9 protein-coding genes and 3 pseudogenes are annotated in these 13,189 nt (G+C 36.1%); 5 read left to right on the forward strand and 7 right to left on the reverse strand.

Annotated elements, in window-relative coordinates:
- The 4 genes and pseudogenes from Q0Q99_RS11140 to Q0Q99_RS11155 all read left to right on the forward strand — a co-directional run.
- Window positions 1-121, forward strand: a pseudogene (locus Q0Q99_RS11140) (IS982 family transposase); the annotation flags it as partial.
- Between the two features lie 73 nt (window positions 122-194).
- A complete protein-coding gene (ychF, locus tag Q0Q99_RS11145; protein ID WP_293895796.1) occupies window positions 195-1,289 on the forward strand; it encodes a redox-regulated ATPase YchF in 1,095 nt (364 codons plus the stop codon).
- Window positions 1,290-1,511: 222 nt separating this feature from the next.
- On the forward strand, window positions 1,512-3,368 hold the full coding sequence (locus Q0Q99_RS11150; protein ID WP_293895799.1) for a DNA topoisomerase IV subunit B: 1,857 nt from the start codon (window positions 1,512-1,514) through the stop codon (window positions 3,366-3,368).
- A 44-nt stretch (window positions 3,369-3,412) separates the two neighbouring features.
- The gene (locus Q0Q99_RS11155) at window positions 3,413-6,124 is read left to right on the forward strand and encodes a DNA gyrase/topoisomerase IV subunit A (RefSeq protein ID WP_293895802.1); all 2,712 of its coding nucleotides are present in this window, start codon (window positions 3,413-3,415) and stop codon (window positions 6,122-6,124) included.
- 82 nt (window positions 6,125-6,206) lie between these two features.
- Here Q0Q99_RS11155 and Q0Q99_RS11160 read toward each other — a convergent pair whose 3' ends face one another.
- The 5 genes and pseudogenes from Q0Q99_RS11160 to Q0Q99_RS11180 all read right to left on the reverse strand — a co-directional run bounded on the left by Q0Q99_RS11160 (window position 6,207) and on the right by Q0Q99_RS11180 (window position 9,367).
- Complete coding sequence (locus Q0Q99_RS11160) at window positions 6,207-6,353, reverse strand: hypothetical protein (RefSeq protein ID WP_293895805.1); 147 nt, start codon at window positions 6,351-6,353, stop codon at window positions 6,207-6,209.
- 518 nt (window positions 6,354-6,871) lie between these two features.
- Window positions 6,872-7,303, reverse strand: coding sequence for a hypothetical protein (locus Q0Q99_RS11165; RefSeq protein ID WP_293895808.1), 432 nt, complete (start codon window positions 7,301-7,303; stop codon window positions 6,872-6,874).
- 218 nt (window positions 7,304-7,521) lie between these two features.
- Window positions 7,522-7,655, reverse strand: a pseudogene (locus Q0Q99_RS11170) (IS30 family transposase); the annotation flags it as partial.
- 608 nt (window positions 7,656-8,263) lie between these two features.
- Window positions 8,264-8,710, reverse strand: coding sequence for a response regulator (locus Q0Q99_RS11175; RefSeq protein ID WP_293895811.1), 447 nt, complete (start codon window positions 8,708-8,710; stop codon window positions 8,264-8,266).
- An 84-nt stretch (window positions 8,711-8,794) separates the two neighbouring features.
- Window positions 8,795-9,367 (reverse strand): helix-turn-helix domain-containing protein, encoded by a 573-nt coding sequence (locus tag Q0Q99_RS11180; RefSeq protein ID WP_293895814.1) that lies wholly within the window; start codon window positions 9,365-9,367, stop codon window positions 8,795-8,797.
- Window positions 9,368-9,485: 118 nt separating this feature from the next.
- Here Q0Q99_RS11180 and Q0Q99_RS11185 point away from each other — a divergent pair, with 118 nt between their 5' ends.
- Window positions 9,486-11,462, forward strand: a complete 1,977-nt coding sequence (locus tag Q0Q99_RS11185; protein WP_293895817.1) for a dehydrogenase E1 component subunit alpha/beta — start codon at window positions 9,486-9,488, stop codon at window positions 11,460-11,462.
- Window positions 11,463-11,821: 359 nt separating this feature from the next.
- Here Q0Q99_RS11185 and Q0Q99_RS11190 read toward each other — a convergent pair whose 3' ends face one another.
- Window positions 11,822-12,832 (reverse strand): hypothetical protein, encoded by a 1,011-nt coding sequence (locus tag Q0Q99_RS11190; RefSeq protein ID WP_293895820.1) that lies wholly within the window; start codon window positions 12,830-12,832, stop codon window positions 11,822-11,824.
- Between the two features lie 235 nt (window positions 12,833-13,067).
- Window positions 13,068-13,189: pseudogene (locus Q0Q99_RS11195) on the reverse strand (IS982 family transposase); the annotation flags it as partial.

Genomic DNA, 13,189 nt, shown 5'->3' on the forward strand with positions numbered 1-13,189 from the left:
ATCTTTTGAAGGATTTAAAACAAGAATTTTAGCTAAAATAACAGCATTAACTTTGGTTCAATATATCAATAAATTCATATTTGATAGACCAATAAACAATATTAAAAATCAAATTATTTAATTACACCCAACGGGTTAAACCTTATATTTGCAGACTTTTTAGAATAACTATTAACAAAATAACTTTCCATTCCATGAAAGCAGGAATTGTAGGATTACCAAACGTAGGGAAATCAACTTTATTTAATTGTTTGTCAAATGCCAAAGCGCAAAGTGCCAACTTTCCATTTTGTACTATCGAGCCAAACATTGGTGTGGTAAATGTTCCCGATCCAAGAATAAACAGATTGGAAGAGTTGGTAAAGCCAGAGCGTGTTCAGATGGCAACCGTTGATATCGTTGATATTGCAGGTTTGGTAAAAGGTGCCAGCAAAGGTGAAGGCTTGGGGAACCAATTCCTCGCAAACATCAGGGAATGTAATGCGATTATTCACGTGTTGCGTTGTTTTGATAACGATAATATAATCCACGTAGATGGCAATGTAAACCCAATTCGTGATAAAGAAACCATCGATATTGAACTGCAACTGAAAGATCTGGAAACCGTTGAAAAACGTTTGGAAAAAGTAAACCGTGCCGCTAAAACCGGGAACAAAGAAGCACAAACTGAAAAGGCTTTGTTAGACAGAATTCGTGAAAACCTATTACAGGCAAAATCGGCCAGAACCGTTACTGCGCAGAACAATGATGAGGAAGTTTTATTGGAGGATTTCCAATTGATTACCAACAAACCCGTTTTATACGTTTGTAATGTTGATGAAGATTCGGCCGCAACCGGAAATAAATATGTTAATCAGGTTCGCGAATTAGTAAAAGATGAAAACGCCGAAGTCATTGTACTTGCCGTTGGAACTGAAGCTGATATCACCGAATTGGAAACTTACGAAGAACGTCAGATGTTCTTGGAAGATTTAGGTTTAAAAGAACCAGGTTCAGCAGTTTTAATTCGTGCCGCTTATAAATTATTGAAACAACAAACCTATTTTACAGCTGGAGTTAAGGAAGTGCGTGCATGGACAATTAACATCGGCGATACAGCACCAAAAGCTGCGGGAGTAATCCACACCGATTTTGAAAAAGGATTTATCCGTGCCGAAGTTATCGCTTATGACGATTTCTCTAATTTTGGTTCAGAAGCCAAAGTAAAAGAAGCTGGAAAACTAAGGGTTGAAGGAAAAGAATACATAGTAAAAGATGGCGATGTGATGCATTTCCGCTTTAATGTATAGAAGAAAGACCGCTTCGCTACAAGAAGAAAGATATAAACCGTTAGAGAAATTTAGCGGTTTTTTTATGGATATAGATGTCTTTTCTCTTTCTTATATTTTGTCAATATCATTCTTAATAACTTTGACAACTATCATTTCAAAAATCCTTTGATTTGCATATATTAGCACACTCGGGGTCGGGCGCCAGCAAGGACCAAATAGTTAAAATTCGATAAATCCAAAATGCAGGACCAAAATCAATATACAGAAGACAATATTCGTTCGTTAGACTGGAAGGAACACATCCGCATGCGTCCCGGAATGTACATCGGGAAACTCGGTGACGGTTCTTCTCCGGATGACGGAATTTACATTCTGCTCAAAGAAACGATAGACAATTGTATCGATGAGTTTGTTATGGGTGCAGGAAAAGTAATTGAAGTTACGATTAAAGATAAAATGGTAACCGTTCGAGATTATGGTCGTGGCATTCCGTTAGGGAAAGTAGTCGATGTAGTTTCCAAAATGAATACCGGTGGAAAATACGATTCGAAAGCATTTAAAAAATCTGTTGGTCTTAACGGAGTTGGTACCAAAGCTGTTAACGCCTTGTCCAATTATTTCCGTGTGGAATCCGTTCGTGATAACCAACAAAAAGCAGCCGAATTCTCCGCCGGAAATCTAACCATCGAAGAAGATATTGTTGAATCAACCAAACGCAAAGGAACCAAAGTTTCTTTTGTTGCCGATGAAACCATTTTCAAAAACTACAAATACCGTAATGAGTATGTCATCAAAATGCTCAAGAATTACTGTTATCTGAATACAGGTCTGTCGATTTATTACAATGGTGAAAAGTATTATTCAGATAACGGATTAAAAGATTTATTGGAAGAAACCATAGTTGAAGACGATTGCGTTTATCCAATCATTCATTTGCTTGGCGAAGACATCGAAATTGCTTTGACACACAGTAAATCACAATATTCAGAAGAATACCACTCATTTGTAAATGGTCAGAACACAACGCAAGGAGGAACGCATTTAGGTGCATTCCGCGAAGCAATTGTAAAAACCATCAAAGAGTTTTATAACAAGCCTTTTGAAGCTTCTGATATTCGTAAGTCGATTGTTTCGGCCATTGCAGTAAAAGTGGAAGAGCCGGTTTTTGAAAGTCAAACAAAAACCAAATTAGGATCGACAGATATTGGTCCGAAGGGTCCATCAGTGCGAACATTTGTCAGTGATTTTATCAAAACAAAACTCGACAACTTTCTACATAAAAATCCAGAAGTAGCCGATTTATTATTACGCAAGATTCTACAGGCAGAACGCGAACGTAAAGAACTTTCCGGAATTAGAAAACTTGCAAAAGACAGAGCAAAGAAATCAAGCCTTCACAATAAAAAATTACGGGATTGCCGAGTGCATTTAACTGATGCCAAAAATCCAAGAAGTTTAGAAAGCACCCTTTTCATTACCGAAGGAGATTCGGCTTCGGGTTCAATCACCAAAAGTCGTGATGTGAATACGCAGGCGGTTTTTAGTTTACGTGGAAAACCTTTGAATTCGTACGGAATGTCAAAGAAAATTGTTTACGAAAACGAAGAATTCAATTTGCTTCAAGCTGCTTTAGATATTGAAGAAGACATGGGTGATTTGCGTTACAATAATATCGTAATCGCTACCGATGCCGATGTTGATGGAATGCACATCCGATTGTTATTGATTACATTCTTCCTGCAGTTTTTCCCGGAGTTAATCAAGGACGGACATTTATATATTTTGCAAACGCCATTATTCCGTGTGCGAAATAAAAAAGAAACCATCTATTGCTATTCCGAAAAGGAACGTGTTGATGCGATTGAAAAACTAAAGCCAAAACCGGAAATTACACGATTCAAAGGATTAGGAGAAATATCACCCGACGAGTTCAAACATTTCATTGGAGAAAGTATTCGGCTCGACCCTGTAATGCTCGACAAAGCCACATCTATAGAAACCTTACTGGAATTCTATATGGGTAAAAATACGCCGGACAGACAGGTTTTTATTATCAATAATTTGAAAGTAGAATTGGATGTGGTGGAGAAAAATTAAGAAAATATATTAAATAATAATCCCGGGACTTCGGGACAGCATAAATGAACAACGACGAAGAAGACGATATAATTCCAAACGAAGAGGAGAACGAAAACACCGAATCGTCAAATGAAACTACCGAAGAAGGTTTTGAAGACCTCAAGTCTTCGGGTGATCATTTTTACGATCAGGAAGAAACAAATCCCGAAGACACCATTACTAAAGTTACAGGAATGTACAAGGATTGGTTTCTTGATTATGCTTCCTATGTAATCCTCGAGCGTGCGGTTCCTGCGATTGAAGACGGTTTTAAACCAGTGCAACGTAGAATCATGCACTCGATGAAGGAATTGGATGATGGGCGTTACAACAAAGTAGCAAACATTGTTGGGCACACAATGCAGTATCATCCACATGGTGACGCGAGTATTGGAGATGCGATGGTTCAGATTGGACAAAAGGATTTGATTATCGACATGCAGGGAAACTGGGGAAACATCCTCACTGGCGACAGTGCTGCGGCTTCGCGTTATATTGAGGCTCGTATTTCAAAGCTTGGTCACGATATTTTATTCTCTCCAAAAATTACCCAATGGGGAATGTCCTATGACGGTCGACGTGCTGAACCGATTAATCTTCCGGTAAAGTTTCCGTTGTTGTTGGCACAAGGTGCAGAAGGAATTGCGGTAGGTTTATCCACGAAAGTGCTGCCACACAATTTCATAGAGCTTATTGATGCTTCGATTAAGATATTAAAAAATAAACCCTTTACCTTATTCCCCGATTTTCCAACTGCCGGAATTGCAGATGTTTCCAATTATAATGACGGATTACGTGGCGGACGTGTTCGTGTACGTGCCAAAATTGCTCAACTGGACAAACAAACGTTGGTCATTACCCAAATTCCTTTCTCAACCAATACTTCAACCTTGATTGATAGTATCCTGAAGGCGAATGAGAAAGGAAAGATTAAAGTCAAAAAAATAGAAGACAACACGGCTGCCGAAGTGGAAATTCTAATCCATCTTCCGCCAGGCGTTTCTCCTGATAAAACCATTGATGCGCTGTATGCATTTACTGCTTGCGAAACTTCAGTAGCGCCTTTGGGTTGCGTAATTGAAAATCATAAACCCTTGTTCATCGGTGTTTCTGATATGTTGAAAATCTCAACGAACAGAACCGTTGACTTGCTGAAACGCGAATTGGAAATCCATTTGGATGAACTCGAAAACAAATGGCATTTTTCTACGCTGGAGAAGATTTTCATTCGTGAAGAAATGTATATCGATTTCAAATTGTATTCCGATAGAGAATCGCTTTATGTTTATATGTATGACCGTTTCAAGCCGTTTCATAAATCATTTGTTCGCGAAATCAATGATGACGATTTGCAAAAGCTGACGCAGATTCCAATGATTCGTATTACGCGTTTCGACTCGGATAAAGCTGATGATGCGATTTCTAAACTGGAAGCCGAAATGGAAGAAGTGAAACATCATTTGAATAATATTATCGACTTTGCTATCGACTTCTTTCAAATGCTGAAAGACAAATACGGAAAAGGGCGCGAGCGTCAAACGGAGTTGAGAAGTTTTGATACTATCGAAGCTACCAAAGTTGTTTTGCGAAACACCAAACTCTATGTAAATAAAGAAGAAGGTTTCTTCGGAACTAGCTTAAAAAAAGACGAATACGTTGCAGATTGCTCTGATATTGACGATGTGATTGTGTTCCTTCGTGACGGAAAAATGATGATTGCCAAAGTAGACGATAAGAAATTTGTCGGTAAAGATATTATTCACATTGCGGTTTTTGATAAAAACGACAAGCGTACGATTTACAACATGATGTACCGCGACGGGAAAAATGGTTCAACTTTCATCAAGCGTTTCAATGTTTCCGGAGTTACCCGTGATAAGTTTTATGATTTAACGCAGGAAAAGGCCGGTTCGCAAGTATTGTATTTTTCCGCAAATCCGAATGGAGAAGCAGAAGTTATCACTATATTATTACGCCAGGTTGGAAGCATCAAGAAACTGAAATGGGATTTAGATTTTACTGATATCGCCATAAAGGGAAGAGCTTCACGTGGAAATACGGTTACCAAATATCCGATCAAGAAAATTGAATTAAAGGAAAAGGGAATATCGACTTTACGTCCGAGAAAAGTGTGGTTTGATGATACGGTACAAAGATTAAACGTAGATGGAAGAGGTGAGTTGCTGGGAGAATTCAGGCCAAATGACCGCCTGTTGCTTATCAATCAATCGGGGAAACTGAAAACTATCATTCCTGAACTCACAACTCATTTTGATGAAGATATCGTTGTGATGGAAAAATGGAATCCGAACAAACCAATTTCTGCCATTTATTACGATGGAGAAAAAGAGCGTTATTTTATCAAGCGTTTCCTAGTGGAGAACGAAAACAAGGAAGAATTTTTTATCACCGAACACGAGAAATCCCAACTGGAAATTGTTTCCACCGACTGGCGTCCGATGGCGGAGATTATTTATGCTAAAGTAAAAGGCGTTCAAAAAGATAATCAGACGATAAACCTGGAAGAATTCATTGCCGTTAAAGGCATCAAGGCATTAGGTAACCAACTGACAACAGATAAATTGAAACAGGTTAACCTATTAGAATCGTTACCTTATGAAGAACCCGAACCGGAACCCGCAGAGGAAATGGAAGTAAGTGATGAAACTGATGTTACTGATGATATCCAGACAGAAACCGGTGAGGACGGACAGATTACTTTGTCGTTGGAATAAATTAAATCCCGCCATAAGCGGGATTTTGTTTTTCTATTGATATTTAAATTAGAAACGCGAGTTTCGTAGTAGCGAAAAGCTGCTAGTTACCAGACATAGCTCCAAAAATTTCAAAATAATTACGTCTAGGCATTTCTTTATAATCAGTGTCAATAGAATTTTCTACCCACCAATTATTTTCGAATTTAATTTTAGAAATGACTTGTTCTTTAGAGATAGATTTTATCATGATTTCTGCTATTCGAAACAAATATACAAAATAAGATAAAATACATTACTCTATTTTAATATTTTTTAAATTTTAAGGATTAAATTGCTTAAAAAATAGCTTGTATGCTACGTCTGGTAACAGCCGTTTGGCGTAATAGCTATTATCTATTCCGCCGGAAACCTAACGGTTTCCCGAAATCTTTCATTACGCAAAATATTTTTCTTAAATTTACAGCTACTACGCCACGCGGCGGAGCGAATCTACAAGAATTAATGTTTTGTAAAAACTAGTTCGTCAATTAGTTTTTCATTAAAAAGAATGTTACGAATTTGAAGCTTGGATTTTATAGTATCGTTATTATCTCTAATTATAGTTGCATCTAAATGTTTCTGTGAAAAACTTAGATTAGATATTATCAATAAAAATAATGTAAATGTATTTTTCATTTTAAGAACAGGGCTAATAATATTTCTGTAAACTTACCTGTGTCCAGCTTCAAAATTCGCAATTGCGAGAAACGGGCTTTTGTGCGATGGCTAATTACTAACTTTGGTTAAGCCTAATTTTATAAATCCTGTTTTCATTTTCATTCTTACAAACAAAATTCCATCTGTATAATCGTAAGATAGCTTGTCTTTCTTGCCTTCATCGTCAATTATCAAAATGATTTTGTTTCGTTTGTCGACTTCAAAACTTCCATTGATGACTTCTCTAATTGCCGGATGATTCTCAACATACTTTCCCTCTTTCTCGAAACTATAAGTAACAGAGAAAATTATTAATTCTGACATTTGTTTGAATCTTTCGGCTTCGGCTTTTCTCGCAGGAATTTTATAAGAAATTGAGTCTGTGGTTTTGTTATAATATACAATTTCATCTTCGTATGAAATTACATTCCAAGTTCCAATAAAGTCTTGAGAGTAACTTTTAAAACTCAGAAGTAAAATTATGAATAATGTTCTTTTCATGCAGGGGTGGATTCAAAGACCTTAATGCAACAGATGGTCTTATTTGGTTAAGTTCAAAGTTATTAATTTAGTTTATAATTCTGATATTTTATTTTGTTTATTTCGAGTTGTAGCATATACGCTGGTGTTTTGTATTTCAGTACTTTTCTGGGTCTGTTATTAAGGCGATTCTGCGCATGTTTTAGCTGCACTTCTGTTATGCTATTAAAGTCTGTTTTCTTTGGCAAATAGCGTCTTATGAGTCCGTTTGTGTTTTCATTAGTTCCTCTTCCCAAGGCGAGTATGGATGTGCAAAATAGATATCCATTCCTGTGTGTTCTGTTAGCCATTTATGATTAGCAATTTCCATTCCATAGAGCGCGGAGCGAAAGATCCAAGCTTTCTCCCTATATGCCGATGCGGAGTGAAAGCTCCAAGTCCGCTACCTTTTATTAATTTTCCATAATTAGTATTACTTGTTAAGTTGATTGAAAAACTGCTGTCCATGGCGGTTTTTTTAATAATGCACAGATGACGCAAGGCATCAACTCTGTTTAAATCGTGCTGAAACTGGCTTTAAATAGTGTTTAATAAGGTTAGTGTGTTTGAATAGAAAAAGGGGTAATGTTAAACGGCTCAAACTTCGTAAAAATGATACTTTTCGATTTGGAACTATTGACTTTTCGATTTTCTGATTATACATGCCAAATATTAAATATTTTGAAATAAGTTAACATCCGCAATCAATACCCTGATTTTACACAATTGATAATTACTCTGAAATGGGTGGTTTCATGACGAAGTCGCCTCTGTCAACTCCATGGACTTACTCATTAGTTTTCTATTAAACAGGCATACAAGTAGGTGATAAAAAGATAATGTATATGAAATTCGTAAAAGCTACATAATAATTAATTCGCATAAAAAGAGCGACTCCAGAAAATCTATGGGGTCGCTTTTTAGATGGGGGCAAACAGTTTACTAACCTTTGTAAAGAAAGTTATTTTTTTCGGGTTGGTGGTTTTGCCAATCCATAGTGATGAAATTTGAAAGTATATCCATTAAGTTGTTGAAGCTGTATGGCTTAACAATATAAAAATTGGCGCCAAGTGATTTACTTTTGTCAATATTGTCCTGGTTGGAACTTGTAGAATACATGACTACAGGAAACAGTTTGATTTCCGGTTCAGTTCTGATTTCCTCCAATAATTGAAAACCTGTTTTAAAGGGCATATTTATATCGAGAAAGAGAACTCCTTTTGCGTCTTTGTGCTTTCTGATATTTTCGATTAGTTTTTCCCCGTTTCTATGGATATGGAGGGTAATCTTAGTTTTTATCTCCCTAGAAATCTTTTCAATAGCTTCATTAAAAAACATTAAATCATCCTCGTCATCATCAGCATAAAATATATCAATTTTATTCATCATGAATTTTGTTAGGAATTTTAGGAAGTAAAAATATGCGTTTTAATATTTAACCACTTATAAATTTATAACTTATTTTTATGAATTTTACTGTTTTTTCTTTGTAAGCTCTTGTATGGCAAATCGCTTTTTATTCTTTAAATTCTTGTAATGGGTAGGGTTAAAACCAGTAATTTTCTTGAACTGCGTGGAAAATGCTGAAAGGTTATTAAAGTTAAGTTTGTGGGCAATCTCAGTCAGATTATAATCGGCAAACAATAACATTTCCTTAGCTCTTTCAATTTTCAGCATGTTTATGTAATGTACAATGGTACACATTTCCACTTCCGAGAATATATTTGATATATATTTATAATCCTTATTTAGTTTTTGCGATAAATACTCAGAGATGTTGACTTTTACATGTTTTTCAGAAACAACATAGGACTGGCAATGGTTTTTGATGCTCTCTATAAGGATTCCTCCTTTGGTTTCCACAATTTCAAGGCCAACCTTATTGATTATATTATCCAGTTTTTGCTTTGTGGCATTAGTCAGCTCTTCCTTTATTTCTGCCTGACCAAGCTCGACCTTTACAGGATTAAGGTTCAATTTTAAAAGCGCATCTTTTACAACAACCTTACAGCTTTCGCAAGCCATGTTTCTGATATAGATTTTCATCGTTTGGTTAGTTTAGATTAAAAGTAATGATTCTTATTGGAATATTGATTTTATATTGAATAATTACTACTTCAATCCTAATGCTTTTTATATTTTTGCGATGCATAAAAATACACCAATGAATTTCGACAGAAAAGAGTTATCCAATATCCAATTATTGGACTTATATAAAAGATTACTAAAACCAAGGCTAATTGAAGAGAAAATGCTTATCCTGCTGCGGCAGGGAAAAGTATCGAAATGGTTTTCAGGCATTGGGCAGGAAGCCATTTCAGTTGGAATAACTGCCGTATTGGATAAGGATGAATACATTCTTCCGATGCATCGAAATTTAGGGGTTTTCACAGGCCGTGATATTCCGTTGCACCGCTTGTTTTCGCAATGGCAGGGAAAAGCAACCGGTTTTACAAAAGGCAGGGACAGAAGCTTTCATTTTGGTACACAAGAGTTTAATATTATTGGAATGATCTCGCATTTGGGTCCGCAAATGGGTGTTGCTGACGGAATTGCTTTAGCCAATAAATTAAAAAAGAACGGAAAAGTAACTGCAGTTTTTACAGGAGAAGGAGCAACCTCTGAGGGCGATTTTCATGAAGCGTTAAACATTGCCGCTGTTTGGGATTTGGCGGTTTTATTTGTGATTGAGAATAATGGTTACGGACTTTCAACACCAACAAATGAACAATACCGTTGTGAAAACCTTGCAGATAAAGGGTTGGGTTATGGCATGGAAAGCCATATCCTTGACGGAAATAATATATTGGAAGTCTATACAAAAATAGCAGAATTAAAAGTGTCTTTAGCAGAAAATCCGAGACCGGTGTTGCTGGAGTTTAAAACCTTTAGGATGCGTGGCCATGAAGAGGCGAGTGGCACCAAATATGTTCCGCAGGAATTGATGGATATGTGGGCAATCAAGGATCCAATTTCGAATTACAGAGACTATTTGCTAAAAATAAGTGTGCTATCTGAGGAGGAAGATGAGAAAATAACGAAAGCTATCAAGAAAGAAATTGATGAGAATTGGGCAATCACTCAAGCCGAACCAGAAATTGAGGCGAATTTAGAAGAAGAGTTAGGTGATGTTTATAAAACCTATGATTTTGAAGAAGTTACTCCTTCTGATAAAGTTGAAAATATTCGGGTTGTTGATGCCATTTCCAATGCGTTACGCCAATCCATGGAACGTCACGACAACCTGGTTATCATGGGTCAGGACATAGCTGAATATGGTGGCGCATTCAAAATTACCGATGGTTTTGTCGCGCAATTCGGAAAAGACCGTGTACGTAATACGCCAATTTGTGAGAGCGCCGTGGTTTCAGCCGGAATGGGATTGTCTATCAATGGATATAAAGCTGTTGTAGAAATGCAGTTTGCCGATTTCGTTTCTACGGGATTTAATCCAATAGTAAATTTATTGGCGAAACAGCATTACCGTTGGAGTGAAAAAGCCGATGTTGTAGTGCGTATGCCTTGCGGTGGTGGTACACAGGCCGGACCTTTTCACTCGCAAACGAATGAAGCCTGGTTTACCAAAACTCCGGGACTGAAAGTTGTTTACCCCGCATTTCCTTATGATGTAAAAGGATTATTGAATACGGCGATTAATGACCCAAATCCGGTAATGTTCTTTGAACACAAACAATTATATCGTTCTGTTTACCAAGATGTACCTTCGGATTATTACACCATTCCGTTTGGAAAGGCTGCTTTGCTGAAAGAAGGAACACAAGTTACCATTATTTCGTTTGGCGCAGGAGTTCATTGGGCATTGGACACTTTAAACAAACATCCTGAAATCAGTGCTGATTTATTGGACTTAAGAACGCTGCAACCATTGGATGCAGAAGCGATTTTTGCTTCAGTAAAGAAAACAGGCAAAGTAATTATTCTTCAGGAAGACACGCTTTTTGGTGGTGTATCCAGCGATATTTCAGCTATGATTATGGAGCAATACTTTGAACATTTGGATGCGCCGGTAAGAAGAGTTGGCAGTTTAGAAAGTGCTATTCCGTTTGTGAAAGCATTGGAAGATCAGTATTTACCAAAGGAAAGATTTGAAAAATATTTGTTAGAGCTGCTAGCTTATTAAATTATTATTCGCCTTGTAAATACTATTTATCAGCAACCTTTAAGTTAAAATATTTTAACTCCAATGAGTTGACTGTCATTTTTTTTACATTTTACTTGTTCTTTTCAAATAATCTAATAATTTTTTGTCCTGCGATTTTTTTTGGATAATGTATGAAATAATTAAGTTAAGGGCTATAACACCAATAATGCTGACAATAATAAATTTGATGTCCATTTGTTTTAAATATTTAAATGTTTACTAAAAAGAGATTAAACATACAACAAAAAAACTTTTATAATGGTTTTTTGGTTATTTAATGTGAATTTATTGTTAAATCATCAATTTTTTCTTAGTTATTCGTTTTCTACTCGGTATAATCATAATATCAATACTTTTAATCGTTCCTGAATAATCTGCAACGGAGAAGCAATTGCATTAACGTATTGAAAATTTCCGTCGCGCTGGTTGTTGATGGATAGTTGTATCGGGCACGCTTCGCTTTGAACCGCATTTACTTTAAAAATATTTTGTTCCGAATCATACACCACATAAGGAGCACCCGAGGAGCCAAACCTAAAGTAACCTTTGATTAAATAACGTAATCCTTCAAGGATATAATTCCCAGCAATGCGCTCGGGAAAAATAGAAAAATGTTCTGTAAAACCTTCTATTTGTGCTTTATTTAGTAGTTTTCCAATCTCACTAGTAGGCGAACTTTGCAGGCAATAATAATTCTCCTGACTGTCGTCTAAAATGGTGTAATCTACTTCGAGGCTTGGTATAGCATCAATGACAGCCTGTGGTGTATTAGTTATTTTGTACAAAGCAATGTCTTCATTATAAAATGCTTCGACAAGTTCCACTTCTATCAAAAACGTATGACGATTAATACTTGGCTCCGCGAAGGAAGTTGTTTCATTAAAATGGGCTGTGAGTTCCGAATTATTATAAAACTGATTTCCTTTAAATTGTACGACCATATAAGGTTTGCAAACAGAACGCTCGGTCATTGTTATCCAGCGCGTATCAAAATTTATTTGTGTAAGCGTGTCGATTACTACTTGAAAATCATTTGGATTATTACTGCTCCAATATCTTTTTCCTGTGGAAATATCCAATGGATAGCAGGCTTCAAATAGTTGGGCTTGTACGGAATTCAAATAAGGAAAAATGTCAGTCAGGTAAATTGCGTTATCAATCGACTTAAAAAGTTTGGCTTCTGTTTTCAGATTATGAGCTACTGATAAAATATAGCCGTTGCCAATGTGAAACGCACAAATATTATTCTCAAAATGTCTTCTGTGCGGTTCATTACTATTTTGTACCCACATAATCCTGAATAGTGGAGAGGTTTGCTCGTGGGTTAATTCTAGTTGTTTCTGTAGCATATTGTTTTTGGTCATTAGATAAAGGGAAAATTGTTGTTTCTGCCTTTCAAAGATAATAAAGAAAACATACAATAGTAAACTGAAAATTTTGAATTTAAATATTTAGTATCTTTACGTTTGAAAGAAACAAAACTCCCATTTCTTAGCTTATTTGGTAAATCAGATTGCTTGAACGCTAACTTCACTAGTGGTTCACTAACAAATTAAAATACTAATAGTAACCCGTTGGGTGTAATTAAATTGTTTGATTTTTAATATTGTTTATTGGTCTGTCAAATATGAATTTATTGATATACTGAACCAATGTTAATGCTGTTATTTTTGCTAAAATTCTTGTTTTAAAACCTTCAAAAGTTT

The organism is Flavobacterium sp. (assembly GCF_025352425.1).
GTDB lineage: Bacteria > Bacteroidota > Bacteroidia > Flavobacteriales > Flavobacteriaceae > Flavobacterium.